26 protein-coding genes are annotated in these 23,615 nt (G+C 64.3%); 16 read left to right on the top strand and 10 right to left on the bottom strand.

All coding sequences use genetic code 11. The features are described 5' to 3' along the window. Nucleotides 1–13: 13 nt before the first annotated feature. The gene (lpxK, locus tag RTCK_RS18925) at nt 14–1,057 is read left to right on the top strand and encodes a tetraacyldisaccharide 4'-kinase (RefSeq protein WP_142593951.1); all 1,044 of its coding nucleotides are present in this window, start codon (nt 14–16) and stop codon (nt 1,055–1,057) included. A gap of 10 nt (nt 1,058–1,067) precedes the next feature. On the opposite strand, the gene RTCK_RS18920 is transcribed toward lpxK, so the two are convergent. Continuing rightward, nucleotides 1,068–1,298 (bottom strand): DUF2093 domain-containing protein, encoded by a 231-nt coding sequence (locus tag RTCK_RS18920; protein ID WP_142521582.1) that lies wholly within the window; start codon nt 1,296–1,298, stop codon nt 1,068–1,070. A gap of 61 nt (nt 1,299–1,359) precedes the next feature. Beyond that, nucleotides 1,360–3,171 (bottom strand): DNA mismatch repair endonuclease MutL, encoded by a 1,812-nt coding sequence (gene mutL, locus RTCK_RS18915; protein ID WP_142521581.1) that lies wholly within the window; start codon nt 3,169–3,171, stop codon nt 1,360–1,362. Nucleotides 3,172–3,366: 195 nt separating this feature from the next. Here mutL and RTCK_RS18910 point away from each other — a divergent pair, with 195 nt between their 5' ends. Continuing rightward, a complete protein-coding gene (locus tag RTCK_RS18910; protein WP_142593950.1) occupies nt 3,367–4,719 on the top strand; it encodes a putative bifunctional diguanylate cyclase/phosphodiesterase in 1,353 nt (450 codons plus the stop codon). 100 nt (nt 4,720–4,819) lie between these two features. On the opposite strand, the gene RTCK_RS18905 is transcribed toward RTCK_RS18910, so the two are convergent. Together RTCK_RS18905 and RTCK_RS18900 are read right to left on the bottom strand one after the other, a co-directional pair. Next, entirely contained in the window at nt 4,820–5,503 is a 684-nt protein-coding gene (locus RTCK_RS18905; RefSeq protein ID WP_142521579.1) for a PRC-barrel domain-containing protein, read from the bottom strand. Nucleotides 5,504–5,662: 159 nt separating this feature from the next. Next, nucleotides 5,663–6,544, bottom strand: coding sequence for an SMP-30/gluconolactonase/LRE family protein (locus RTCK_RS18900; RefSeq protein ID WP_142593949.1), 882 nt, complete (start codon nt 6,542–6,544; stop codon nt 5,663–5,665). A gap of 277 nt (nt 6,545–6,821) precedes the next feature. Here RTCK_RS18900 and RTCK_RS18895 point away from each other — a divergent pair, with 277 nt between their 5' ends. The 8 genes from RTCK_RS18895 to RTCK_RS18860 all read left to right on the top strand — a co-directional run bounded on the left by RTCK_RS18895 (nt 6,822) and on the right by RTCK_RS18860 (nt 13,240). Further along, nucleotides 6,822–7,553 (top strand): helix-turn-helix transcriptional regulator, encoded by a 732-nt coding sequence (locus RTCK_RS18895; protein WP_142593948.1) that lies wholly within the window; start codon nt 6,822–6,824, stop codon nt 7,551–7,553. Between the two features lie 301 nt (nt 7,554–7,854). After that, a complete protein-coding gene (locus RTCK_RS18890) occupies nt 7,855–8,991 on the top strand; it encodes an Mrp/NBP35 family ATP-binding protein (RefSeq protein ID WP_142593947.1) in 1,137 nt (378 codons plus the stop codon). A 186-nt stretch (nt 8,992–9,177) separates the two neighbouring features. After that, nucleotides 9,178–10,323 carry a cell wall hydrolase gene (locus RTCK_RS18885; protein WP_142594243.1) on the top strand — a complete coding sequence of 382 codons (1,146 nt, stop codon included), beginning with the start codon at nt 9,178–9,180 and terminating at the stop codon, nt 10,321–10,323. A 262-nt stretch (nt 10,324–10,585) separates the two neighbouring features. Further along, nucleotides 10,586–10,939 (top strand): AtpZ/AtpI family protein, encoded by a 354-nt coding sequence (locus RTCK_RS18880; RefSeq protein ID WP_142593946.1) that lies wholly within the window; start codon nt 10,586–10,588, stop codon nt 10,937–10,939. Nucleotides 10,940–10,992: 53 nt separating this feature from the next. Next, nucleotides 10,993–11,745, top strand: a complete 753-nt coding sequence (locus RTCK_RS18875) for a F0F1 ATP synthase subunit A (protein ID WP_142593945.1) — start codon at nt 10,993–10,995, stop codon at nt 11,743–11,745. A 68-nt stretch (nt 11,746–11,813) separates the two neighbouring features. Beyond that, on the top strand, nt 11,814–12,041 hold the full coding sequence (locus RTCK_RS18870) for a F0F1 ATP synthase subunit C (RefSeq protein WP_010026583.1): 228 nt from the start codon (nt 11,814–11,816) through the stop codon (nt 12,039–12,041). A gap of 82 nt (nt 12,042–12,123) precedes the next feature. Then, entirely contained in the window at nt 12,124–12,750 is a 627-nt protein-coding gene (locus tag RTCK_RS18865) for a F0F1 ATP synthase subunit B (RefSeq protein ID WP_142593944.1), read from the top strand. Nucleotides 12,751–12,754: 4 nt separating this feature from the next. Then, the gene (locus tag RTCK_RS18860) at nt 12,755–13,240 is read left to right on the top strand and encodes a F0F1 ATP synthase subunit B (RefSeq protein WP_142593943.1); all 486 of its coding nucleotides are present in this window, start codon (nt 12,755–12,757) and stop codon (nt 13,238–13,240) included. An 87-nt stretch (nt 13,241–13,327) separates the two neighbouring features. On the opposite strand, the gene RTCK_RS18855 is transcribed toward RTCK_RS18860, so the two are convergent. Both RTCK_RS18855 and RTCK_RS18850 read right to left on the bottom strand, forming a co-directional pair. Then, nucleotides 13,328–13,993, bottom strand: coding sequence for a ribonuclease HII (locus RTCK_RS18855; protein WP_142593942.1), 666 nt, complete (start codon nt 13,991–13,993; stop codon nt 13,328–13,330). A 173-nt stretch (nt 13,994–14,166) separates the two neighbouring features. Continuing rightward, nucleotides 14,167–15,324 carry a PA0069 family radical SAM protein gene (locus tag RTCK_RS18850; RefSeq protein ID WP_142593941.1) on the bottom strand — a complete coding sequence of 386 codons (1,158 nt, stop codon included), beginning with the start codon at nt 15,322–15,324 and terminating at the stop codon, nt 14,167–14,169. Nucleotides 15,325–15,451: 127 nt separating this feature from the next. Between RTCK_RS18850 and RTCK_RS18845 the strand changes: the two genes are divergently transcribed. Then, nucleotides 15,452–15,958: a glycosyltransferase family 2 protein gene (locus tag RTCK_RS18845; protein ID WP_142521569.1), complete on the top strand. Its 507-nt coding sequence runs from the start codon at nt 15,452–15,454 to the stop codon at nt 15,956–15,958. Here the strand turns inward: RTCK_RS18845 and RTCK_RS18840 are convergent. The 3 genes from RTCK_RS18840 to RTCK_RS18830 all read right to left on the bottom strand — a co-directional run bounded on the left by RTCK_RS18840 (nt 15,955) and on the right by RTCK_RS18830 (nt 19,881). Beyond that, nucleotides 15,955–16,908 carry a 4-(cytidine 5'-diphospho)-2-C-methyl-D-erythritol kinase gene (locus RTCK_RS18840; protein WP_142593940.1) on the bottom strand — a complete coding sequence of 318 codons (954 nt, stop codon included), beginning with the start codon at nt 16,906–16,908 and terminating at the stop codon, nt 15,955–15,957. The genes RTCK_RS18845 and RTCK_RS18840 overlap by 4 nt on opposite strands. A 4-nt stretch (nt 16,909–16,912) precedes the next feature. Next, nucleotides 16,913–18,745, bottom strand: coding sequence for a tetratricopeptide repeat protein (locus tag RTCK_RS18835; RefSeq protein ID WP_142593939.1), 1,833 nt, complete (start codon nt 18,743–18,745; stop codon nt 16,913–16,915). Nucleotides 18,746–18,864: 119 nt separating this feature from the next. After that, nucleotides 18,865–19,881, bottom strand: coding sequence for a polyprenyl synthetase family protein (locus tag RTCK_RS18830; protein WP_142521566.1), 1,017 nt, complete (start codon nt 19,879–19,881; stop codon nt 18,865–18,867). A gap of 98 nt (nt 19,882–19,979) precedes the next feature. Here RTCK_RS18830 and RTCK_RS18825 point away from each other — a divergent pair, with 98 nt between their 5' ends. The 4 genes from RTCK_RS18825 (at nt 19,980) to RTCK_RS18810 (ending at nt 22,145) form a co-directional block, all read left to right on the top strand. Next, nucleotides 19,980–20,210 (top strand): putative signal transducing protein, encoded by a 231-nt coding sequence (locus RTCK_RS18825; RefSeq protein WP_142521565.1) that lies wholly within the window; start codon nt 19,980–19,982, stop codon nt 20,208–20,210. After that, nucleotides 20,207–20,986 (top strand): tRNA1(Val) (adenine(37)-N6)-methyltransferase, encoded by a 780-nt coding sequence (locus tag RTCK_RS18820; RefSeq protein ID WP_142593938.1) that lies wholly within the window; start codon nt 20,207–20,209, stop codon nt 20,984–20,986. Before RTCK_RS18825 ends, RTCK_RS18820 begins: the two co-directional genes overlap by 4 nt. Before the next feature lie 79 nt (nt 20,987–21,065). Continuing rightward, nucleotides 21,066–21,929: a S49 family peptidase gene (locus tag RTCK_RS18815; RefSeq protein WP_142593937.1), complete on the top strand. Its 864-nt coding sequence runs from the start codon at nt 21,066–21,068 to the stop codon at nt 21,927–21,929. A gap of 24 nt (nt 21,930–21,953) precedes the next feature. Next, nucleotides 21,954–22,145: a hypothetical protein gene (locus RTCK_RS18810; protein WP_142593936.1), complete on the top strand. Its 192-nt coding sequence runs from the start codon at nt 21,954–21,956 to the stop codon at nt 22,143–22,145. Here the strand turns inward: RTCK_RS18810 and RTCK_RS18805 are convergent. Beyond that, nucleotides 22,126–22,488 (bottom strand): hypothetical protein, encoded by a 363-nt coding sequence (locus RTCK_RS18805; RefSeq protein WP_185928061.1) that lies wholly within the window; start codon nt 22,486–22,488, stop codon nt 22,126–22,128. The genes RTCK_RS18810 and RTCK_RS18805 overlap by 20 nt on opposite strands. A 162-nt stretch (nt 22,489–22,650) precedes the next feature. Between RTCK_RS18805 and RTCK_RS18800 the strand changes: the two genes are divergently transcribed. Beyond that, complete coding sequence (locus RTCK_RS18800) at nt 22,651–23,580, top strand: glycine--tRNA ligase subunit alpha (protein ID WP_185928085.1); 930 nt, start codon at nt 22,651–22,653, stop codon at nt 23,578–23,580. Nucleotides 23,581–23,615 lie beyond the last annotated feature (35 nt).

Below are 23,615 nucleotides of genomic sequence, written 5' to 3'. Positions count from 1 at the left end.
GGAGTTTCTGCTGATGGTATCCGAGGCGCCGCCGTTCTGGTGGTCGAAGGCCGACTGGCGAGCATGGGCGCTTGCGCCTTTTTCCTTCGTCTACGGGCAGATGGCGGGCCGCCGAATGGCGGCGACCGGACGGGCGAGTGTCGGCGCGCCGGTCCTCTGCGTCGGAAACTTCACGGTGGGCGGCGCCGGCAAGACGCCGACCGCCATGGCGCTGGCGCAGGCGGCGCAGGCGAAAGGCTATAAATCGGGCTTCCTCACCCGCGGCTACGGCGGCTCGCTCGATGTCACCACGCTCGTGGACACCGGCCACCACAGGGCGACGGCCGTCGGAGACGAAGCCCTGCTGTTGGCACGCGTGGCGCCGACGGTGATCTGCCGCCGCCGGGTGGAGGGTGCGCAGAAGCTCATCGCCGAAGGGGTCGACTTCATCATCATGGACGACGGCTTCCAGAGCGCCCGGCTGATGCTCGATTTCGCCCTGATCGTCATCGACAGCGTCCGGGGAATCGGCAATGGGCACCTGGTGCCGGGAGGCCCGGTTCGCGCTCCGATCGCACAGCAGATGCGCGACCTGTCGGCGATCCTGAAGGTGGGGGATGGCGATGCCGCCGATCGGCTGGTACGTCAGGCGGCGCGGGCGGGAAAGCCCGTTCATGTCGCGACCCTGACGCCGCGGCCCGCGCCGGACCTTAAGGGTAGGCGGGTGCTGGCCTTCGCCGGGATTGCCGATCCCGCCAAGTTCTACCGTACGCTGGAGGCCCTCGGCGCAGACATCGTCGCCCGGCGGTCCTTTCCCGACCATCACTATTTCACCGGGGACGAGGTGGCCGATCTGGTTCGCGAGGCCGACCGGCAGGGCATTCTGCCCGTGACGACCGCGAAGGATGCCGCGAGATTGGCGGGTATGCACGGCGCACATGAAGAACTGCTGGGCAGGACGAGGGTGGTGGAGGTGGATATGTGTTTCGACGACCCCAACGCCCCCGGCAAGATCATTGACCTCGCTGTCGCCAACTATCGCCAGAGGCGCCTTCGGGAAGGCCGCAAGGAAGGCTGACCCCGCAGGCTCAGCCGCGCTGGCTGGGCAGGATGCCGGCGCGCTTGTCGGCCTCCAGCGAGGCGGCGGCGTCGGTATAGGCTTCCTGGCGGGCGACGCTCCAGTAGCGAAGCTCGTCGAGGGGGATCATCGCGCCGGTGACCGCACAGACCACATGGGAGCCGGCGGAGACGATCTGGTAGTCCCCGTCGAGATACCGGACCTTCGCTTCCCGGCTGCCGCTTCCCTCGAACCGGTTCATCTTTCGTCTCCTGCGGAAAATCATGCGGTCATCTAGCGCGCTCGCGGAATGAGCGCCAGCCTCAACTGCGTCCGAACAGCCGTTCGATGTCGGCGAGCTTCAACTCGATATAGGTCGGCCGGCCGTGATTACACTGGCCGGAGCCCGGCGTGTCTTCCATCTGCCGCAGGAGGGCGTTCATCTCCTCCGGCCGCAACCGCCGGCCGGAACGGACGGAACCGTGGCAGGCCATGGTGGCCGCGACGCCTTCAAGCCTGTTCCGAAGACCGCCGGCGGTGTTCCATTCGGCAATCTCGTCGGCAAGGTCGCGCACGAGCAGGCCGGCGTCGATTTCACCCAGCATCGCCGGTGTCTCGCGTACCGCGACGGCGCCGGGTCCGAATCTCTCTATGGAAAGTCCGAAACCGTCGAGCTCGGACGCATGTGCCATCAGCCGGTCGCAGTCCTCCTCCGGCAGGTCGATGATCTCCGGGATCAGGAGCGCCTGGGAGGGCAGCCGACCGGCATCGAGGGCCTTGCGCATCGCCTCGAAGACGAGCCGTTCATGTGCGGCGTGCTGGTCGACGATGACGAGGCCGTCCTCGGTTTGCGCGACGATATAGTTTTCGTGAAGTTGTGCGCGTGCCGCGCCGAGGCGGTGGTGGGCCGTGGAGGCAGGTGCATCGTCCGGCTCCCGCGGTTCAGGAGCCGGCGGTGCCGCGTCCGTGCGCGCTGCCGGCGCAAGCAGGGTTTCGAATGCAGCCTGTGGGCGCTCCGCAAAGGAATAGCTTTGCGCCAGCGGACGCGACGGGGAGGTTGCGGCATTCCACGGCCTGCCGGGAACGGTGTCTCCCATCCCCGGCCTGAACGCCCGCATCAGCCCGCTGCCCCCGGTCGTGGAAGCGCGGCTTCCGTCACGGGCGAGAGCCTCGCGGATCGCGCCTACGATCAGGCCCCGGACGAGGCCCGGATCGCGGAAGCGGACATCCGCCTTGGCGGGATGGACGTTGACGTCGACGAGAGCCGGGTCGAGTCGGATCGAAAGCACCGCGACGGGATACCGGCCGGCCGGTATCGTTTCGGCATAGGCACCCCGGATGGCGGAGAGGATCAGCTTGTCCTGTACCGGACGGCCGTTGACGAACGCGTACTGATGCGCCGAATTTCCCCGGTTGAACGTGGGAAGGCCGGCAAAACCGCTGAGGGAGACATCCTCGCGGGTGGCGTCGATCTCGATCGCGTTGTCGCGGAACTCGGATCCCAGGATCTGGGCGATGCGGGCCAGTTGATCGTCACCCGTCGCCGGCAGTTCCAGGGTCGAGCGGTCGGTGCCGGACAATACGAAACGGATCGCCGGAAACGCGATCGCCATCCGCTTCACCATCTCGGTAATGGCGGCGGCTTCCGCCCGTTCGGATTTCAGGAATTTCAAGCGTGCCGGCGTCGCGAAAAACAGATCCCGGACCTCGACCACGGTGCCACAGTTGGCGGCAGCCGGTCTGACCGGCGACATGCGACCGCCGAGCACCGTCACCTGCGAGCCCTCTGAATCTCCCTGGCGCCGGCTGGTGATCGAGAGCTTTGCCACGGAGCCGATCGACGGCAGTGCCTCGCCCCGGAAGCCGAGGGTTCGGATATCGTCCAGCGTCTCGCTAATCTTGGAGGTGCAGTGGCGCCGAACGGCAAGGTCGAGGTCGGCACTGTCCATGCCGCAGCCGTTGTCGGTGATGCGCACGAGGCTTTTCCCGCCACCGGCCGTGGCGATCTCGATTCGCGTCGCTCCCGCGTCGATGGCGTTCTCGACCAGTTCCTTGGCCGCGCTGGCCGGCCGTTCGATGACCTCGCCGGCGGCGATCTGGTTGATGAGGGTCTCGGGAAGCAGCTTGACGGTCATCTGCCGATAATCCGGGATTCGAGGGAGCTTGGGAAGCCCCGTCCATTGATCCGGCTGCAGGAAGGAGCCGCTATCCTTGGGTTATCGCGCGTAATCGAAGGGGCAGGGGTCCGTTTCTGGCAGGAGCGCGGAGACGTATTTGTTAACGTTTCTGCCTCATCGTGCCGATATGTATACAATAGGTCGGATTTTGGAATGAGGTCGGCAGGCACCCTGTTGCCGCAGGTCACTCAGAATGAACTGCAGGCGATGGCATACAGCGATCCTCTGACCGGTCTGGGGAACCGGTACCGGCTGCGCGACAAGGTGCGCCTGCTTGCGGCCGAGCGGGCACAGGATCCGGCGCCCTTCACGATCTGCATTGCCAATCTGGACGGCTTCAAGCCGATCAACGACCTGTTCGGCGCCGACGCGGGCGACGAGATCCTCTGCCAGGTCGCCCATCGGCTGAGGGCTTGCGTGCCGGATGGCGCCACGGTGACCCGCCACGACGGCGACGAGTTCGCCTTCGTCTTCCCTCTGGTCTTCGAACGGCTCGGGGCGGAGCGGATGGGGCAGATGATCAGGGATGTCCTGTCGGCGCCCTACGATCTCGGCGATCGCAACGTCCGCTTGTCCGCCTCTTTCGGCTTTGCGATCTATCCCTTTGCGGGGGAAGAGTTCGAAGACCTGGTGAAGAGCGCGGAAACCGCCCTCTATCGCTCCAAACGGCGGGGCAGGGGGCAGATCACCGTCTATTCCCGCGAGATCGCCCAGGAGATGAAGCAGGCGACGCAACTGGAACAGGCGTTGCGGACGGCTGTCATTGCCGACGCCGTAGATGTACACTTTCAGCCAATCGTCCGGCTGGGCGACGGCGCGGTGCTCGGCTTCGAGGCCTTGGCCCGCTGGATCGACCCCGATCTCGGCTTCGTTTCCCCCTCCGTCTTCGTGCCGCTGGCGGAAGAGCGCGGGTTCATCGACGCACTGTCGGAAACACTGCTGCGCAAGGCGGCGGAAGCAGCCTTGTCCTGGCCGAGCGATCTTTTCCTTTCCTTCAATCTGTCCTCCGCGCAACTGATGGATCCCGGCACGGCGGATGCCATCCTGTCGACGCTCGCGCGGGTGGATCTCGATCCTCGCCGGCTGGAGCTCGAGATCACGGAGACCGCCGTCATGACGTCGGCGGATACCGCGCATCGGATCATCACCGACCTGCGGGCAAAGGGCGTGAAGATCGCCCTCGACGATTTTGGGACGGGCCAGTCGAGCCTTGGAAGGCTGCGGGATTTCACCTTCGACAAGGTGAAGATCGATCGCGCTTTCGTGTCCCGCATCACCACGGACCGCGCCTCCGAGCATATCGTGAAGGCGATCATCGCCATGTGCGAAGGGCTCGACCTGCAGGTCGTGGCGGAGGGCATAGAGGAATACGCGGATGCCGAAAAGCTGAAGGCCCTCGGCTGCCCGATGGGGCAGGGCTATTACTACGGCAAACCGATGACCGGAGCGGCGACTCACCGCTATCTTCAGGAACATCGCCCCGCTTTGATGGTCGAAGGAGCATAGCTGTCTCTCCCGCAGCATCATGGCCCGCCGAGCGGCATGGAAAAGGCGGCGCCGCGGCGCCGCCCCTTCAGGATCCCTCAACGCGTCACTCGCTCCAGGCTTAGTTGTTGCCTTCAGCCGTCGGCGGGGTAGTTGCGTTGTTGGGCATGGCGGTACCGGCGCCCGTTCCGGTCGACGAGGTCGTCGTCGTATCGGTGGAAGCAGCGTCGGCTGCGGCCTGCTGGTCGTCAAGGGTCATGAATTCGGGCGCTGCCTTCAGCGACTCTGCGGTTTCCGTCGTGGTGAGACGGACTTCGTTGTTGTTTTCCGTGTCGCGGGACATGGTGATCTTGTCCATGGGCACCGCCACGTCCTTTTCACCGATGCCGAGGAAGCCGCCGACGCCGATCACGGCAGCGACGATGCCGCCCTGCTCTTCCATGATAAGGTCGTTGACGTCGCCGATGCTCTCGTCTTCGGCATTGTAGACCGGCTTGCCGATATAGTCGTTCGCGCTGATCTGGGTTTCGGACTGCTCCGTGATATAGGAGCCGGACGCCGCTGCGGTATCCGTCGAAGCGTCGGCTTCGGGCGCCGCCGCGCTGTCGGTCGAGGTGGCGCCGCCCGTTGCAGGAGCGCTAGCGGCGCCACCGTCCGTCGGCTGCATGGCCGGGTCTGCCGGGGCAGCCGGCGAAGCAGGAGCGGCCGGTGCAGCCGGGTCGCTGGTCTGGGCCATGGCCGGTGCGATCGCGGTCGAGGCCATCAGGACGGCTGCGGCCGCCATCGTGCTGAGTGTCTTCTTCATGTCGAACCTACCTTCTTCTGTTGATCTTATGAACGCGCAGCGAGCATCTCGCCGCGCCGGTTCGACAGCACAATGGTTAGGTTCGTTGTTTAGTTCCGCATCAGCTTGCCGAAAATTTATGCTGCCTCCGGTTGCGTCGGGGGCTCGCGACGGACGCGATCAAAGGCGGAATGCAGGTTCCGGCAGCCCGGCCATGTCCACCGCAAAGCTGAACAGTTGACCAGCCAGGAGATCCGTTTCCCGCTCCGCAGGACCAAGCCCTTCCCAAGCGGAAGTCACCGCGAGCCGGTCGAAGGTATCTCCGTGAAATACCGGGCATGTCGGCTGCCGGGCAGGAACGGCGAGACTCCTCAGGAGCCGTCCGTCCGGTGCATAGCAGTCCACGGCGCCCCCGCCCCAGCGGGCGTTCCAGATATTCCCTTCGAGGTCGCACACCGAACCGTCCATTCCTCCCGATCGATCGCTCGTATCGGCCAGGAGAGAAGCATCCCCCACCGGCAGCCCGGTTGCCGGATCGAGCGGAACGCACATCAGGTGGTTGACCTTGGTATCGACGAAATAGCCCGTGGTGCCATCCGGCGAGAAGCAGATCCCGTTCGGGATGCTGATGCCGGCGAAGAGCCGCGTTACCGTCGCCCGCGCCACGTGGTATATTGCTCCCGCACCCTCTTCAGCCCTTTTCCCCATCGTTCCGATCCACAGGCTGCCGCTCGGATGAACGCGGCCGTCGTTGGAGCGATTGGTCGTCGTCCCAGGCTCCAGCTCGACATGAGGCGTAAGCGCGTCATCGGAGCGGCTCCGGATGTAAAGGCCCTTTTCGGTGGCAAGCAGTTGTCGCTCGTCATCGATCCTCGCGACGACGCTGGCCAGGAAGGGCAGGCGGTGATGTCGCTCCTGGCCGGAGGCGAGATCCCGTTCGTGAAGCGTCCTGCCCAGGATATCGAACCACCACAGCCTGTTTGTTTCGGCTTCGAAGCTCGGGCCTTCACCCAATTCGCAGATAGTCTCTGAAAGGACATGGGAAATGGGTTCATCTGACATGGATTCGGTTCCTGACTGTCGCGCCTGAAACAGGGGGCGTGGTTTTATCGTGGCGGCAGAGTGACGAAGTGATGTATGCAAAATCCGACTTTTTGTCGGAAACTTGATTGCTATTGGGGTCTTTTCGGCTTACCTGTCTACAATCTTTACATGCGAAGGCAACGGCACTGACGTTCGGGATTCGGGCGCTCACCGATCCGCCTGAACATGATTCGAATATTTGCCTGCCAGCCTGCTTTTCAGGTCCATCCGAAGATAGTCGAGAACCTATTTCCCTATGTCGCATCTGGATAGAGTCGTCCCGCGCGAGCCCATCGAGGAGCAACTCCTCGAGCTTGAGCGGCTGAAGACGCAGTTTGATGTCTTCCGATTCATGAAGCGACTTTGCGAGGCCTATGGGGCCCGCGTCTTCATGGTCGTGAACATGCCCGGGGCCACCTCCATGGTGCTTTCGGCGCATACGGTGATAACGAACTGGCCGGCCGAACTCATCACCCATTTCGACCGGGAAGGGCTTCTGTCCTCCAGTCCGCTTTTGAAGAAGCTGCAGATCTCCTTCGTGCCGTTCCAGTTCGACATGGAACGGGTCAGCCAGGAGCGGGGCAGCGCCGTATCCCTGGAGATGTTCCGGCCGTACCATCTCCTGCGGGGAGCATATTTTCCGGTGCAGGACAGTTTCGGAATGCGCGGCGCGGTTTCCCTGTTCGGCGATGCGCCGCCCTTCAGCCTTCAGCAGATGATGGAACTGAGCTTCATTGCCATCCATGTCTATCAGAAGCTGGGCGAGATCCGGAATCTGACGACCCGCCCCGTCGATACGCTGACCGACCGGGAACTGGACTGTCTCAACTGGACCGCAGCCGGAAAGACGAGCGCGGAAATAGCGGAAATCCTGGGATTGTCCGAGCATACGGTCAATCACTACCTGAACCGCGCCGCCAAGAAGCTCGACAGCGTCAACCGGACGCAGGCGGTCGCCAAGGCGCTGCGGGCGGGCCTGATCACCTGAGCTTATCAATATCGCGCGGTCGATCCGCGTGCTGCGGAATCGGATCCGTGGGATAATCCGTTGATATCGAGCCGGTGGCTCCTCCTTTCCCGACTGGCACGTTTCCTGCTTCAAAGGATCAGGTCCAGAGGGGCTGGAAGCGTCCGCAGAGGCGCCGTTAAGAAGATGCCGTCCGGCACGAGCGCTTCGCAGCCGCTGTGCCGGACGGCATTGTCATTCCCGGTTGCGGCCAGGCGGGACCGGCGCCTATATAGGCGCCGACGGTGCCGATTGCCGGCACCGTCCGCGACAGGAGTGTGGCATGACGGATGTGACCAAGGAACAGGTTCTTTCAGCGCTGGCCAAGGTCCGCGGCCCCGACCTCACCAACGACATCGTGTCGCTGAAGATGGTCTCCGATGTCTTCATCTCCGACAACAAGGTCTATTTCTCGATTACCGTGCCCGCGGACCAGGCGGAAAAGCTGGAGCCGCTCCGGGCGGCGGCGGAGCGATCGGTGAGGTCGCTTCCTGGCGTCAAGGGCGCGCTCGTGACCTTGACGGCTGACCGCAAGGCGGGCGCGCCCGCCGCATCGCCGCCGCGCCCGCAGCCTGCCCGCGCACCGCATGCGCATGCCGCTCCGGGCGGCCCGGCCAAGACGGGTGTCCCGGGCGTGAGCAAGATCATTGCCGTCGCGTCCGGCAAGGGGGGAGTCGGCAAGTCCACCACCGCCGTCAACCTGGCGCTGGGGCTCAAGGCGAACGGCCTGCGGGTCGGCATTCTCGATGCCGACATCTACGGGCCGTCGATCCCGCGCCTCCTGAAGATCTCGGGCCGGCCCCAGCAGATCGAGAACCGTATCATCAAGCCGATGGAGAACTACGGGCTGAAGGCCATGTCGATGGGTTTCCTCGTCGACGAGGAAACTGCCATGATATGGCGCGGGCCGATGGTGCAGTCGGCCCTGCTTCAGATGCTGCGCGAGGTGGCCTGGGGCGATCTCGACGTGCTGGTGGTCGACATGCCGCCCGGCACCGGCGACGTGCAACTGACGATGGCGCAGCAGGTGCCGCTGGCGGGTGCAGTGATCGTCTCGACGCCGCAGGACCTGGCGCTGATCGATGCCCGCAAGGCGATCACCATGTTCCGCAAGGTCGAGGTGCCGCTCTTGGGCATCGTCGAGAACATGAGCTATTTCCTCGCCCCCGATACCGGTGCCCGCTACGACATCTTCGGCCATGGCGGTGCCCGGGACGAAGCGGAGCGTATCGGCGTGCCGTTCCTCGGGGAAGTGCCGCTGACGATCGAGATCCGCGAGAAGTCTGATGTCGGCACCCCCGTCGTGGCCGCCGAACCGGACGGGCAGGCGGCCGGGATCTACCGCGACATTGCGGCGAAGGCCTGGGCAGAGCTGCAAGGACGCACCGCGAGGCCGGCCCCGGCCATCGTCTTCGACTAGGTCCGGAGGCGTCCTCGTCGCACGGGGATCGGAGGTCATCATCTGACATTTATGTGATGCTGCTAATTTTCTGCGGTTGCGCCGGCATCTCGCCGTCCGGCGTTAACTCCGCATCAAGGTTAATGATTGATTCTCCACGGGTCGCTGTTGCCTGTGGAGTCTCTCGTTTTGCGTTCGAAGTTCGTTCTGAGTCGCAAGTCCCGCGCCCGCCTGAATGCCTGGACCGCCCCCGCCGTCTTCGGTCTCGCGTCCTGGCTGGCTTTCCCCACCGCGGCTGCGCACGGCGATCTTTCCGACCTTCTCTCCGGCCTCGATGCCAGCCACAGATGGCGCGTCGTCCTCACCCAGTCCCCGGCGGGATCGATCCACTCCTCCGAACTCTCGTTCCCGGACATGGAGCGGCTGGTTCCTGCCGATGCCGGCATGACCCTGCCCAACGGCGGCAAGGTGGCGTTTGCCGGCGGTGCGGCAGAGCCGGAGGCGTCCCCCGACGAGGATCGCGTCAACCGCAAGGCGAAGAAGGGGCGTATTGTCGCTGTCGTCCCGATGCAGCCGCCGAAGGCCTTCAGTGCCGGATCGGTTCTCCAGCGGACGAGTGCGCTAAGGCTGCCGTTGGAGACGGAGGAGGAACTGGCGACCTTCGCCAAGCCCGGAAAGGCTGCCGCGCAGATCGAGTTGGCGGAGTTCTATTTCCGCAAGGAAGAGAAGGCGAACCCGAACCTCTCGCCGATGATCGCCGATCTGGTCACCAACGACAAGGCCGATGTCCTGGCCACCGCCTATGCGCCGGCCGAGCCGGATTTCGCGCGCGAATCGCCCTTCGATGCGGTCCTGAAAAAGCCGGAGGCCGGCCGCTTCATCCCGCCGATCGGCGAGGACGACCATGCCTGGGCCGCCACGCCTCTCCCGGCCGAGGCCTTTTCCGCCCGCGAGCAGCAGTGCCTCGCATCGGGGATCTACTTCGAGGCGCGCGGGGAATCGGCGCGGGGGCAGGCGGCGGTGGCGCAGGTGATCCTCAACCGTGTCCGCAATCCGGCCTATCCGAAGACCATCTGCGGCGTCGTCTACCAGAACGAGGACTGGCGCAACCGTTGCCAGTTCTCCTTCGCCTGCGACAATATCCGCGACCGGGTCCGTTCGCAGCACCACTGGAAGATGGCGCGCGAGGTGGCGATGGCGGTGACCGCCGGCAAGATCTGGCTGAAGGAAGTGGGGTCCTCCACCCACTACCATGCCGTCTATGTGCGCCCGAAGTGGGCGAAGTCCATGAAGAAGGTCGGACGCATCGGGCTCCATGTCTTTTACCGGACCTATGGCGGCGGCTGGAGCTGACAGCGGCCGCCGGCCGCCGCCGGGATTCCCGTCAACTTTCGGACAATCTGCCGGCCGGCAGCGGAAGATGTTGATTTTGTTTATGAAAAATACCATTGGCCTTATCTTCCCGGTGCCTTGACTACAGAAGCGCTCAAAACTATGTTGCGCCCGACTTGAAAACGGGCCGGAAGGCGCGAAATCCCTCGCTGTCAGCATGTTTCGGACGGATCGGACGGTCTCGGAGCCGTAGGATGCGGCAGGATGGCAAGGAAGATCGCGGATGACGGATAATCGGGACGAAAGTCTGGAGCAGCGCCGCAGGCGCCTGTCCGCCGAACTGGCGGAACGGGACCGGGAAGAGGCGGCTGAGGCGAAGAGGGATGCTCAGAGCGAGGAAAGCCGCAAAGGCTTGGCTCTCGGCCTGAAGATCTCCTCCGAGTTCATCGCCGCGATCGCGGTGGGCGCCATGCTCGGCTATCTTCTCGACCGTTTCGCCGGGACGGGCCCCTGGGGAATGATCGTTCTCCTTCTGCTGGGGTTCTGCGCCGGCATATTGAATGTTCTGCGTGCCGTCGGAATGGTGGCGATGCCGCCGTCGCTTGCGGGCGGTCAGGATAAGAAGCGGAAGCCATAGATGTGCTCTCGGCGGATCTGTGGCGGGCGAGTGAAGTAGAAAGAAGGTAGACGGTGGCCAACGATCCGACCCATCAGTTCCAGATCAGCAAGATCGTGCCGATCGAAATCGGCGGAATGGACTTTTCCTTCACCAACGCCTCGCTCTTCATGGTTGCGACCGTGGCTTGTGCCGCCGGTTTCCTGTATTTCGCGACCTCGCAGCGCGGCCTGATCCCGGGCCGGGCGCAATCGGTCGCGGAGATGTCCTACGAGTTCATCGCCGGCATGCTGCGCGAGGGCGCGGGCAATTCGGGCATGAAGTTCTTCCCGATGGTGTTCACGCTGTTCATGTTCGTGCTGACCGCGAACCTGCTCGGCATGTTTCCCTACTTCTTCACCGTCACCAGCCAGATCATCGTCACCTTCGCGCTCGCGCTGTTCGTGATCGGCACGGTTCTCGTTTACGGCTTCTACAAGCACGGCTTCCATTTTCTGAACGTCTTCGTGCCGAGCGGCGTGCCGGGAATTCTCCTGCCGCTGGTCGTTGCCATCGAAATCATCTCCTTCCTCTCCCGTCCGATATCGCTGTCGGTGCGTCTCTTCGCCAACATGCTGGCAGGGCACATCACGCTGAAGGTCTTCTCGGGCTTTGTCGCCTCGCTGGGCGCGCTCGGCGCACTCGGCATCGGCGGCGCGATCCTGCCCCTCATCATGACCGTCGCCCTGACGGGTCTCGAATTCCTCGTCGCCTTCCTGCAGGCTTACGTCTTTGCGGTACTGACATGCATGTACCTCAACGACGCGGTCCATCCGGGCGGGCACTAAGGAATAACCACATTGGCGTCCTGAGGCGTCAGTCATCAGCCGCAACAACCCATTCAAGGAGTTCTTACATGGAAGCGGAAGCAGCAAAGTTCATCGGTGCAGGTCTCGCTTGCTTTGGTATGGCCGGCACGGCTCTCGGCCTCGGCAACATCTTCGGCAACTACCTGTCGGGCGCCCTGCGCAACCCGTCCGCTGCCGACAGCCAGTTCGGCCGTCTGGTATTCGGCTTCGCCGTTACGGAAGCTCTGGGCATCTTCTCGCTGCTCGTTGCTCTCCTTCTCCTGTTCGCCGTCTGATATCGGCATCGGGTACGGGATCACGGCCGCTTGCGATGGCGCGCCGTGATCCTTCGCATTTGAATTCCACCTGGAGGTGATGATGTTCGTGACTTCGGCATTTGCGCAGACCGCGCCGGAAGCCACAGAGACGCATGAAGCGCCGGGCGCCGCGCCTGCCGGCGAAGTGCACACCGAAACCGGCGTCCCTCACGACGACGCGCACGCCACGGGCGTCTTTCCGCCCTTCGACGCTTCGACCTATCCGTCGCAGTTGCTCTGGCTGGTCATCACCTTCGGTCTCTTCTACCTTCTCATGAAGAAGGTCCTCGTTCCGCGCGTCGGCGGCATCCTCGAACAGCGCCACGACCGCATCGCCCAGGACCTCGACGAGGCTGCGCGCCTCAAGACGGAAGCCGACGTCGCTGTCGAGACCTACGAGCGGGAATTGGCAGCCGCCCGTTCCAAGGCGCACACCATCGGCGAAACGGCCCGTGAAGCCGCCAAGTCGAAGGCTGCCGTGGACCGTGCCGCCATCGAGGCGGAGCTTGCCCAGAAGCTTTCCGCCGCCGAAACCCGCATTGGCGAGATCAAGGCGCAGGCCTTCGCACAGGTCGGCGCGATCGCCGAGGAAACGGCCACCGCCATCGTCGATCAGCTGATCGGCTCGAAGGCGAGTGCCGACGACATCAAGACTGCCATTGCGGCAGCATCCTCGAAGGGGGCCTGATTCCATGGCGTTCGACGCAACATTCTTCGCCCTCGTCGGCCTGATCCTCTTTTTCGTTCTCCTGGTCTACCTGAAGGTTCCGGGCATGATCGGCAAGTCGCTCGACGAGCGCGCCGACAACATCCGCAACGAACTGGCCGAAGCCAAGCGCCTTCGCGAGGAAGCCCAGCAGCTGCTCGCGGAATACCAGCGCAAGCGCAAGGAGGCGGAAGCGGAAGCTGCCCAGATCGTGGCGGCCGCCGAACGCGAAGCCGCCGCCCTGACGGAAGAAGCGCGCCAGAAGACGGAGGAATTCGTCGCCCGCCGCAACGCGCTTTCGGAGCAGAAGATCAAGCAGGCCGAGGCCGATGCCATCGCCGCCGTGCGCTCCGCCGCCGTGGACCTGGCCGTCGCCGCCGCCGAGAGCGTCATCGCGAAGAAGGCGGACGCCGCGACCCAGGACGCGCTGTTCAGGGATTCCCTGGGCAAGGTACAGTCGCGCCTGAACTGATCGAAAGCGCTTTAGAACCTGCAAAAGGGCCGTGTGCTGCAGCACGCGGCCCTTTTCTGTGACCGGTTCGCGTCAGAGGAATGGGCGCTATTGCTGCACGTCGTCCCGACGCATCGGCCGGAAGCTCATCCGGTGCAGCAGGCAGGGGCCGTGCGCCTCGATTCCGGCACGGTGTTGGGGCGTTGCGTAGCCGGCATGGCTGTTGAAGCCGTAGAGGGGGAAGACTTGGTGGGCGCGGGCCATCATCCGGTCCCGCGTGACCTTGGCGATGATCGAGGCCGCCGCGATCGAGACCGATCGTGCGTCGCCCTGGATGACCGCCTTGCCGGGACAGCAGAGCCCTTGCGGCACGTCGCGGCCGTCGGCCAGCACGTAGGCCGGTCTGAGCGAGAGGCCTGCCACGGCCCGCCGCATCGCGTCCAGGCTCGCCCTCAGGATGTTGCGCTCGTCGATGTGACGCGGGCCTGAGGCGGCGATCGAGACTTCGGCGGTCGCCATGATGGCCTCGAACAGCGTCTCGCGCTGGATCGCCGTCAGTTGCTTGGAATCATTCAGGCCGTCCGGAATGTTTTCCGGGTCGAGAATGACCGCCGCCGCGACGACAGGCCCTGCAAGGGGGCCGCGACCCGCCTCGTCCGTTCCGGCAACCGGCCAGTGCCCGGCCTTGCGCGCAAGAAGTTCGAGGCTGAAATCCGGCACAAGCGGAGCATCCTCGAAGAGCATGGGAGAATCGGGGGGCGTGCGAGACAACATGGCGGCAGAATCGCACGCCCACCCGATCTCCTGCAAGCCCCGGCGCGTGTGATGCGGCACACTGTCCCGCCACGGGGAGGCGGGGCCGAGGCGGTTCCGGCGTCGGAGTGAGCGGCAGTCCGCGCCGAAATCCTGATGAGGGCGCCTTTCCCGCCCGGCCTGAAAAGCTCCGTCTAGAGCAGCGACAGCTGAATACCGCCGCCGTCCGGCCTCACGAACAGATCGTCGCGCAGCGGCAGCCCGCGCCGTCCCATGCCCAGGCGCTTCGTCGCCATCTCGAAACGGCGGCCGATCTGCCAGGCATAGGGACCGGAACCCTTCATCCGCTTGCCGAACTCCGCATCGTAATCCTTGCCGCCGCGCATGGAGCGCACCAGCGACATCACGTGCCGGTAGCGGTCGGGATAGGCCCGCAGCAGCCAGTCGCGAAACAGCGGGCTCACTTCCAGCGGCAGCCGCAGCAGGACATAGCTCGCCTCGGCGGCGCCTGCGGCATGTCCCGCATCGAGGATGCGTTCGATCTCGTGATCGTTGAGGCCCGGTACGACCGGAGCGACCATGACGGCCGTTGGGATTCCGGCATCCCTCAGCGCCTTGATCGCCTCCAGCCGTTTAGCGGGCGTCGAGGCGCGGGGCTCCATGGATCGTGCCAGCTTGCGGTCCAGCGTCGTCACCGAGATCCCCACCTTGGCCAGGCCCCTGGAAGCCATGTCCGCAAGAATGTCGATGTCCCGCATGACGAGCGCGGATTTGGTGACGATCGCCACCGGATGGTTTGCCTTCTGCAGGACCTCCAGGATCTGGCGCATGATGCGCCATTCCCGCTCGATCGGCTGATAGGGGTCCGTATTTGTCCCGATCGCAATGGCGCGCACCTTGTAGTCCGGCCGGCTGAGTTCCCGTTCCAGGAGCTTCGGCACGTCGGGCTTGGCAAACAGTTTCGCCTCGAAGTCCAGCCCGGCCGAAAGGCCCATGAAGCTGTGGGTGGGCCTGGCGAAACAATAGATGCAGCCGTGCTCGCAGCCGCGATAGGGGTTGATGGACCTGTCGAAGGAGATGTCCGGCGAATCGTTGCGGGTGATCGCCGTGCGCGGCTTTTCGACCTGCACTTCCGTCCGGAACGGCGCCAGATCTTCGAGGGTCTGCCAGCCGTCGTCGAAAACCTCCCGTCGCTCCTGCTCGAAACGACCGCTCGGGTTCAATCCTGCGCCGCGGCCGCGCCTGCGGTCGACCTCTATGCGCAGTCCGGAAGACTTTACCAGTGCATCGGCAGTATCGGCCGTATGGGCAGGCGCAAAGGCGCTCTGCCGCAGATGAAGCAGCTCGTTCATGGGACCTCCGAAGGGGCATTGCCCCGACCTGATGATTAAATTCCTATCGTTAAAAAGAGAACAATGCAAGAACAAACTCGGAAAACGTCCTGTGGAAAACATCGGGGCGATGCGTTAGAAGCAGATCATGCTGACGGTGATGATTGAGACACGCAATCAGGAGGCGGAACTGGCTCAGACGCTGTCCGGGCTGGTCTCGGCGGCTGTCGAAGGCCTGGTGGCCGAGGTGGTCGTGCTTGATCACGCATCCAGCGACGGTTCCGCGCGCGTCGCTGATGCGGCCGGTTGCCGCTTCCTTGCCGAATGGGACATCGCGGAAGTGCTGGCATCTGCGAGAGGCGACTGGATCCTTCTCGTCGAGCCGGGAGCACGCTTCCAGAAGGGTTGGATCGACGAGGTGCTGGAGTATGTCGCTCTCAACCAGGCGCCGGCCCGCTTTTCGCCCGCGCGGGGCCACAAGCGCCCCTTTCTCAAGCGAATGGTTGCCAAGACGCCGCCGCTCGAACACGGCCTGCTGCTGACGAAGCGGCAGGCTCTTTCGGCCGCGCAGTCCGGGCTGGACCTCACGCGGCTCAAGGCTGTCAGGCTGACGAGCGAACTCATTCCCGCCCGCTCGCTGCGTGTCGCAGGTTAGCCTTCGGTTACATCGTTCGGCGTCTTTGAGAGGGGTGATGACGGCGATCCGGTGACCGTCTCGGCAGCTTGGAAATACCAGTCAGGTCTCAGCGTCCGGAGCGCGGCAGCCGCCTGTTCCGCCTCCGCCCTCGAAGCAAAGATGCCGAAGCATGTGGCGCCCGAACCGGACATCCGGGTCAACCGCGCTCCCTGAGCCGCAATCAGCGCCGATATTTCGCCGATCTCCGGCACGAGCTCTCGCGCCGGGTCTTCGAGATCGTTGCGCAGGCGGGACAAAAGGGTGATCCAGTCCGATGTGCCGAAGGCTTCCATCCCGGGATTTCGTTTGGACCTGAGCCGCGAGAAGACCTCCGGCGTCGAGACCCCCCGCAGGGGATTGCCCAGCACGAGAGGCAGGGCAGGGAGGTCCGCAAGAGGGGAGAGATCTTCGCCGATGCCGCGAGCGAGTGCGGGGCGCTCCCTCAGGCACATCGGCACATCCGCTCCCAACGAAAGGGCCAGCGCGTCCATGTCGTCCGCTGCGAAGGCTTCCGCTTGCCAGAGGCGCAGGAGCCCCCGCAAGGTTGCGGCGGCATCGGCGGAGCCGCCGCCGATCCCGGATGCCACAGGCAGGTTCTTCTCCAGATGGATGGCGGCGGGTGAAGCCGTCAGCCCCCGCTTCGTCAGCAGGTGACGGAGACCGTCCCGCGCCCGCGCCACCAGATTGCTCGCGTCTGGCGCAATGCTCCCCGAAAACGGTCCGGAAATCGTCAGCCGATCCCGATCGGAGGGCATGAAGGTCAACCGGTCGCCGATGTCGGCGAAGGTGACGAGGCTTTCGAGCAGGTGGTAGCCGTCCGGCCGCTGCCCGACGACATGGAGCGCCAGGTTGATCTTCGCCCGCGCGAGCTCGGCCACACCGGCCGCAGCGTCCGCCTCCGATGTAGTGGATGCCGGTTTGGCAGGCATGAAGTCAGGATTTCTTGTCCGGTTCCGTGGCCGGCGGCGGTGCCGGCATCTCGGGCTCTGCGGCTCCATTCTTGGCGGTGGTCGCGTCGGGGTCGAGCGGCGGAAGGCCCTTCTCGATCTTCTCCTTGATCTGTTCCCGGTTGACGTCCTCGCCCTCGGAAACCAGCGCCCGGTTCCATTGATAGACCGCCTCAAGCTTACGGCCGACCCGCCAGTAGGCATCGCCAAGGTGGTCGTTGATCGTCGCGTCGCCGGCACGAAGCTGCACGGCCCGCTCCAGCTCCGTCACCGCTTCCTCCAAGCGGCCCATGCGATAATAAGCCCAGCCGAGCGAGTCGACGATATATCCGTCATCCGGCCGGAGCTCGACGGCACGCCGGATCATGTCGAGACCTTCCTCGAGGTTCCGGTTCATATCCACCCAGGAATAGCCGAGATAGTTGAGCACCTGGGGTTGTTCCGGATTGAGTTCCAGCGCCTTCTTGAAATTAGGCTCTGCCTGCTCCCACTTCTTCAGGCGTTCGTAGGCGATCCCGCGCTGGAAGAAGATCGTCCAGTCGCCCTGCTTCGGAACCGGTCCGATGACCTCCACGGCCTTGTCGTAATTCGACGCCATCTCGGCATAGTCCTTGGCATCGGAAAGCACGCTGCCGTAGGCGAGATAGCTGCGGATGTCGGAAGGATCGGCTGCAATCAACTCCTTGAGGTGCTCCCGCGCCTCTTCGATCTGGTCGGAGCCGGCGAGCGCGAGACCGAGCTGCAGCTCTGAAATGCGCCGCATGGGCGAGCCGGCGGGCACCTGCTCATAATAGCCGATGGCGCGTTCCGGCTTTTCCAGCTTCTCGGCAATGCCGCCGAGCAGGATCAGCGTGTCGGCACTCTCCGGATCCAGCGCATGCGAAACCTGGAGATAGAGCGACACCATGTCTTCCGCACCCTGGCGGTTCAGTGCGGCGCCGATGGAGAAGAGGACGGAAGCGGCGCCTTCCGTCGCATCGGAGACCTGCTGGGCGGGTTTGTCGCCGTTCTCGATGCTTTCCCGCAGGGCCTTCAGCGGCGCGTAATTGCTGATCATCTCGTCGCCGACGGAGATTGCGTCCAGCGCCTTCTGTTTGTTGCCTGCGGCGGCCTCCAGCCGTGCCAGCGCCATCACGCCGCGCATGAACGTGTCGGGCGCGGTGGCGACCGCATCCTGGTTGGTGATGGCGGCCGTCAGGTGCTCCCGCGCCGTCCCGGCGTCGCCGGCAACGAGCGCCATCATGCCGAGCTGGTATTCGGTGAAGACCTTGAACCACTCGGGGCCGTCCATGCTCCGCACGGATTGCAGGGCCTGCTTCTCGCGCCCGGCACCGACATCCGCCCAGGCGCTGATCAGCGAGTGGGTCAGCTTGTCGAGATCGTTCGAGCCGTCATAGGCAAGCAGCTTCTTCGCCTCGTCGTATCGTCCGTCGCGGATGGCGTCGAGGCCCCGGACGATCGTCGTGATGCGCTCGACGGCTTCGTCGTCCTTCAGGGCTTCCGCCTCGGCCAATCCTTCGTCGAAATCGCCGTTCAGGAACAGCGAGATCATCAGTCGTTCCCGGATCTCCAGGTTGGCGGCGTCGAACTCCAGCGCCTTGCGGTAGAGGGTGATCGCCGTCGGATAGTCGTGATCGACATCCGCCGTCCGTGCGGCGAGGAATGCGCCTGCGAAGGATTGCACCTTGGCGGGCTCGAACGTGACGGTCTCGTCCTTCGGCTTGCCTTCCGGGGTCGCGGCACGCGGCGCGCCGGCCAGTGACAGTGCCATCGCCAGCGCAGCGCCGGAGAGCAGGAAGAGATTGAACTTGTGCCGCATAAGATGCCTTTCGCTAAACGTGACGCGGCGACCACGGGCCTCGTCCCGTCCCGATTGATTCACAACAGCATGGCTTTTTTGGCGCGGGACCGCAAGAAAACTCCGGCAAGCGCGCCCGGTCAATTCACCCGCTGGATCGAGAAATCGATCACTTCGAGGAGAGCGGCCTTGTGCGGCGAGGCCGGCAACGGCGCCAGCGCGTCGCGGGCAATGGTCCCGTAGTGGACAGCCCGGCTGAGGGTGTCGTTCAGTGCGTCGTACTTCTTGATCAGGCCGAGCGCGTGCTCGAGGTTCTCCTCTGTGCTTTCGCCGTTCTCGATGGCATTGCGCCAGAAGCTACGCTCTTCTGCCGTGCCTCGCCTGTAGGAGAGAATCACCGGAAGCGTGATCTTGCCTTCCCGGAAATCGTCCCCGACATTCTTGCCGAGATTGGCAGCCGTTCCGCCATAATCCAGCGCGTCGTCGACCAGCTGGAAGGCGAGGCCGAGATTCATGCCGTAGGATTTGAGCGCATTGCGGCCGGCCTTGTCGGTCCCGGCGATGATCGGACCGACTTCGGCGGCGGCGGCGAACAGGGCGGCGGTTTTCGCGCGGATGACGGAAAGATAATCGTCTTCCGTCGTCTCCATGTTCTTGGCAACCGAAAGCTGCAGCACCTCGCCTTCGGCGATCACCGAGGCGGCGGTGGAGAGGACGTCGAGGGCCTCCAGCGATCCCACGTCCACCATCATGCGGAAGGCCTGGCCGAGCAGGAAGTCGCCGACCAGCACGCTCGCCTGATTGCCCCAGATGGTGCGGGCGGTCGATTTGCCGCGGCGCAGATCGCTCTCGTCCACGACGTCGTCGTGGAGTAGGGTGGCCGTATGCATGAACTCGACGCTGGTGGCGAGCTTCACGTGTCCGTCGCCCTCGTAGCCGAACATCGAAGCGGCCGCGAGCGTCAGCATCGGCCGCAGCCGCTTGCCGCCCGAAGAGATGAGGTGGTTGGCCACTTCGGGGATCATCTGTACGTCCGATCCGGCCTTCGACAGGATCAGCTGGTTGACGCGCTCCATGTCGGCCTTGGTGAGGTCGACCAGCGGTTTGACCGAAGCCGGCTTCTTCTTGCCTTCTTCAAGCGATAAGACGACGCCCAAGGTCCGGTCTCCTGTTCAAATGCCGTGACGGTCTGTAGATGTGGCCCTATACCGTTCCCGGCGCGAATTGCCAAACATTGAAATGCGAAATCGGATCCATGCGCGAACTCATCCGCACCAATGATGCAGTCCTCCTCTCCTTCGCGGAGAGCCTGATGCGGGATGCCGGCATCCACTGCATGATCGCCGACCAGACGATGAGCATCCTGGAAGGTTCTCTCGGTCTCCTGCCGCGCCGATTCCTGGTGGAGGAGGAGCGTGCGGACGAGGCGCGGGGTATACTTGTCGATGCCGGGCTGGCACCGGAGCTTCGGGATGCGGAGCCATGAAGGAGACCGTGGACGCGTTTCATCGCGGCCGCTTTCATGTCGTGCAGCCGAAGGGCGAGGGACATCGCTCGGGGGTCGATGCGATGCTGCTCGCATCGCTGGTGGATGGTTCAGGCCCCCTGAGCGTTGCTGATCTCGGGGCAGGAGCAGGGGCGGCTGGCCTGGCGGTCGCTTCGCGCCTGCCGGAGGCACGTGTTCTTCTCGTGGAACGCTCGCCGCTGATGGTCGAATATGCCCGCAAGACCCTGGCCCTGCCGGAAAACGATACGATGGCCGGGCGGGTCACCCTTCTTCAGGCGGACGTGGCGCTGACCGGCAGGGCGCGGTTGGAGGCGGGGCTTGCCGATGAGATCCACAATCACGTCATCATGAACCCGCCCTTCAACCATGCCGCCGACCGCCGCACACCGGATGCGCTGAAGGCGGAGGCGCATGCGATGGGTGAAGGATTGTTCGAAAACTGGATCCGAACCGCGGGCGCGATCATGAAGCCCGGTGGGCAGTTGTCCCTGATCGCCCGGCCGCAGTCGATCGTCGAGATCATCGCCGCCTGCGGCAAGCGCTTCGGAGGCCTTGAAATCACGGCCGTGCATCCGCGTCCCGGCGAAGATGCCACGCGCCTGCTGGTCACGGCCATCAAGGGTTCCAGGGCACGCCTGACGTTCCGGGCGCCGCTTTTTCTCCACGATCGTGAGGGGCACGCCTTTACCCGAGAGGCCGACGACCTGAACAACGGAAGGGTTCCCCATTCGCGGCGGAAGGCGGTGAAAGCCTGAAAAGGCGGCATGGCCATTGTGTTCCCGGCCGTCGATCATACATCTCAACCAGAACTTTGTTGCAGAAGAAGGGTTTGAGATGGCTGGCCTGTTGTCGCGTGTGTTGCCGAAGCGGTTCCGCAAGGAGGGGGTGGCGATCCCCGTCGTCAGGCTCCAGGGCGTGATCATGACCGGCGGCAGCCAGTTCAGGCCGACGCTGAACCTCGCTTCCGCGGCGCCGATGCTGGAAAAGGCCTTCTCCAGGAAGGATGCGCCCGCCGTCGCCATCTCCGTCAACTCCCCCGGCGGCTCGCCGGTCCAGTCGCGGCTGATCTATCAGCGCATCCGGGCGCTCGCGGAGGAGAAGAACAAGAAGGTGCTGATGTTCGTGGAGGACGTCGCCGCCTCCGGCGGCTACATGATCGCGCTCGCCGGCGACGAGATCTTCGCCGATCCGACCTCGATCGTCGGCTCGATCGGCGTCGTTTCCGGCGGCTTCGGCTTTCCCGAGCTTCTGCGCAAGATCGGCGTCGAGCGCCGCGTCTATACCGCCGGCGAAAACAAGGTGATCCTCGATCCGTTCCAGCCGGAGAAGGAAGGTGACGTCGAGTACCTGAAGACCCTGCAGCTCGAGATCCACAAGGTCTTCATCGACATGGTCAGGGACCGGCGCGGCAGCCGGCTGACGGATGACGAGACGATCTTCTCCGGCCTGTTCTGGACCGGCACGCGGGGGTTCGATCTCGGCCTGATCGACGGGATCGGCGAGATGCGCGAGACGCTCAAGCGCCGCTTTGGCCCGAAGACGCGGCTGGAACTGGTCGGCGGTGCCCGCAACATCTTCGGTCGCCGCCTGCCCGGCGTCGTGCGCGACAGTGCCGCAGGCGCAATCGGCGCGGGCGCGGTCTCGGGCCTTGCCGAGACGCTGGAGGAAAGGGCATTGTGGAGCCGCTACGGATTGTAGCGCAGACGGGCCGAGGCGGGGGCGATGACACAACTCATATTCTTCATCCTGATCGTCGGCGGCGGCTGGCTCCTCTACAAGCGTTTCATCCGCGATGCCGAGAAGCTGACGGCACGTTCGCGGGAGCGGCAGAAGGAGCAGGAGACCGGTGCGCTCGGCACGCTCGTCAAGGATCCGGAAACTGGCGAATATCGGGTCAAGCGGGACGAGGAGTGACGCTCAAAGCCGCTCCTTCACCCGCGACGCCCAATCCGATCCGGCATAGCCGACGCATAGGATGAAGACCGTTCGGGTCGACTCGGGCCCGGACTCGATCGAACAGGTTGTCCTTGTCCATCGGAATGAACTGGTCTCGCGGCGTCTGCATCCGTCGCCGGATTTCGTCGGCCATGCCGGCCAGGGGTTCGTTCGGGCCGGCGGGAGCGGTGTCCTCGCGCATCAGACTGTCGATTCCCGCTTCGACGACCTTCTCGATCGACGGAAACTGCCCGTCCTCGACCATGCGCTCGGCGTGGCGCAGGTAGCGTTCCGACAATGTCACGGTGTTCGTGACGTTCATCGCAAGTCTCCAGCAGTGCCCGAACGATAGCATGGATCGCCGCGATCCGGGAGCGGACATTTCGCGCCGGCGTATGAAACCTTGACCGGAACCCTTCGGACGTGGCACTCGTCCGCATCCGATCAAGACCCGGCGATACCGATGACCGACCTTCCCGACCACATGTCCCCGACCCGCTCCTTCCAGGGGCTGATCCTTGCGCTCCACAATTACTGGGCGGACAAGGGCTGCGCCGTGCTGCAGCCCTACGACATGGAAGTCGGCGCCGGCACCTTCCATCCGGCGACGACCCTGCGCGCACTGGGGCCGAAACCGTGGAAGGCGGCTTACGTGCAGCCCTCGCGCCGTCCTTCCGACGGGCGCTACGGAGAGAACCCGAACCGCCTTCAGCATTACTACCAGTACCAGGTCATCCTGAAGCCGAACCCCTCCAACCTGCAGGAGCTCTATCTGGGTTCGCTGAAGGCGATCGGGCTCGATCCGCTGCTGCACGATGTGCGCTTCGTCGAGGACGACTGGGAAAGCCCGACGCTGGGGGCCTGGGGCCTCGGCTGGGAATGCTGGTGCGACGGCATGGAGGTTTCGCAGTTCACCTATTTCCAGCAGGTCTGCGGCATCGAATGTTCGCCCGTCGCCGGTGAACTCACCTATGGCCTCGAGCGCCTCGCCATGTATGTCCAGGGCGTCGACAACGTCTACGACCTGAACTTCAACGGCCGAGAAGGCGAGGAAAAGATCTCCTATGGCGACGTCTTCCTGCAGGCCGAGCAGGAATATTCACGCCACAATTTCGAATATGCCGATACGGCCATGCTGCATCGCCACTTCATCGATGCGGAGAAGGAGTGCCAGGCGCTACTCGCCGCCGGCGCACCGGGGGATGCGGGCCGCCTCCACAAATGCGTCTTCCCCGCATACGACCAGTGCATCAAGGCATCCCACGTCTTCAACCTGCTCGATGCCCGCGGCGTGATCTCCGTTACCGAGCGGCAGAGCTACATCTTGCGGGTGCGCACGCTGGCCAAGGCGTGTGGCGAGGCCTTCCTTCTGACTGATGCCGGCGGAGCAAGTTTCGGCGTGAAGGCTGCCTGAGGCGCGCCGTTTGACGCTCCGCTGAAACCTTTCTA

It is taken from the genome of Pseudorhizobium endolithicum, from assembly GCF_902153245.2.
GTDB lineage: Bacteria > Pseudomonadota > Alphaproteobacteria > Rhizobiales > Rhizobiaceae > Neorhizobium > Neorhizobium endolithicum.
The sequence above is the reverse complement of the archived record's forward strand: the minus strand, read 5'-3'. Positions and strand labels throughout refer to the sequence as shown.

What these genes read in the sequence shown, in the direction of transcription:
- lpxK (WP_142593951.1), top strand. Translation starts at nt 14, where the DNA reads ATGGTATCCGAGGCGCCGCCGTTCTGGTGGTCGAAGGCCGACTGGCGA.
- RTCK_RS18920 (WP_142521582.1), bottom strand. Translation starts at nt 1,298, where the DNA reads ATGAACCGGTTCGAGGGAAGCGGCAGCCGGGAAGCGAAGGTCCGGTAT.
- mutL (WP_142521581.1), bottom strand. Translation starts at nt 3,171, where the DNA reads ATGACCGTCAAGCTGCTTCCCGAGACCCTCATCAACCAGATCGCCGCC.
- RTCK_RS18910 (WP_142593950.1), top strand. Translation starts at nt 3,367, where the DNA reads ATGAGGTCGGCAGGCACCCTGTTGCCGCAGGTCACTCAGAATGAACTG.
- RTCK_RS18905 (WP_142521579.1), bottom strand. Translation starts at nt 5,503, where the DNA reads ATGAAGAAGACACTCAGCACGATGGCGGCCGCAGCCGTCCTGATGGCC.
- RTCK_RS18900 (WP_142593949.1), bottom strand. Translation starts at nt 6,544, where the DNA reads ATGTCAGATGAACCCATTTCCCATGTCCTTTCAGAGACTATCTGCGAA.
- RTCK_RS18895 (WP_142593948.1), top strand. Translation starts at nt 6,822, where the DNA reads ATGTCGCATCTGGATAGAGTCGTCCCGCGCGAGCCCATCGAGGAGCAA.
- RTCK_RS18890 (WP_142593947.1), top strand. Translation starts at nt 7,855, where the DNA reads ATGACGGATGTGACCAAGGAACAGGTTCTTTCAGCGCTGGCCAAGGTC.
- RTCK_RS18880 (WP_142593946.1), top strand. Translation starts at nt 10,586, where the DNA reads ATGACGGATAATCGGGACGAAAGTCTGGAGCAGCGCCGCAGGCGCCTG.
- RTCK_RS18870 (WP_010026583.1), top strand. Translation starts at nt 11,814, where the DNA reads ATGGAAGCGGAAGCAGCAAAGTTCATCGGTGCAGGTCTCGCTTGCTTT.
- RTCK_RS18865 (WP_142593944.1), top strand. Translation starts at nt 12,124, where the DNA reads ATGTTCGTGACTTCGGCATTTGCGCAGACCGCGCCGGAAGCCACAGAG.
- RTCK_RS18860 (WP_142593943.1), top strand. Translation starts at nt 12,755, where the DNA reads ATGGCGTTCGACGCAACATTCTTCGCCCTCGTCGGCCTGATCCTCTTT.
- RTCK_RS18855 (WP_142593942.1), bottom strand. Translation starts at nt 13,993, where the DNA reads ATGTTGTCTCGCACGCCCCCCGATTCTCCCATGCTCTTCGAGGATGCT.
- RTCK_RS18850 (WP_142593941.1), bottom strand. Translation starts at nt 15,324, where the DNA reads ATGAACGAGCTGCTTCATCTGCGGCAGAGCGCCTTTGCGCCTGCCCAT.
- RTCK_RS18845 (WP_142521569.1), top strand. Translation starts at nt 15,452, where the DNA reads ATGCTGACGGTGATGATTGAGACACGCAATCAGGAGGCGGAACTGGCT.
- RTCK_RS18840 (WP_142593940.1), bottom strand. Translation starts at nt 16,908, where the DNA reads ATGCCTGCCAAACCGGCATCCACTACATCGGAGGCGGACGCTGCGGCC.
- RTCK_RS18835 (WP_142593939.1), bottom strand. Translation starts at nt 18,745, where the DNA reads ATGCGGCACAAGTTCAATCTCTTCCTGCTCTCCGGCGCTGCGCTGGCG.
- RTCK_RS18825 (WP_142521565.1), top strand. Translation starts at nt 19,980, where the DNA reads ATGCGCGAACTCATCCGCACCAATGATGCAGTCCTCCTCTCCTTCGCG.
- RTCK_RS18820 (WP_142593938.1), top strand. Translation starts at nt 20,207, where the DNA reads ATGAAGGAGACCGTGGACGCGTTTCATCGCGGCCGCTTTCATGTCGTG.
- RTCK_RS18815 (WP_142593937.1), top strand. Translation starts at nt 21,066, where the DNA reads ATGGCTGGCCTGTTGTCGCGTGTGTTGCCGAAGCGGTTCCGCAAGGAG.
- RTCK_RS18810 (WP_142593936.1), top strand. Translation starts at nt 21,954, where the DNA reads ATGACACAACTCATATTCTTCATCCTGATCGTCGGCGGCGGCTGGCTC.
- RTCK_RS18805 (WP_185928061.1), bottom strand. Translation starts at nt 22,488, where the DNA reads ATGAACGTCACGAACACCGTGACATTGTCGGAACGCTACCTGCGCCAC.
- RTCK_RS18800 (WP_185928085.1), top strand. Translation starts at nt 22,651, where the DNA reads ATGTCCCCGACCCGCTCCTTCCAGGGGCTGATCCTTGCGCTCCACAAT.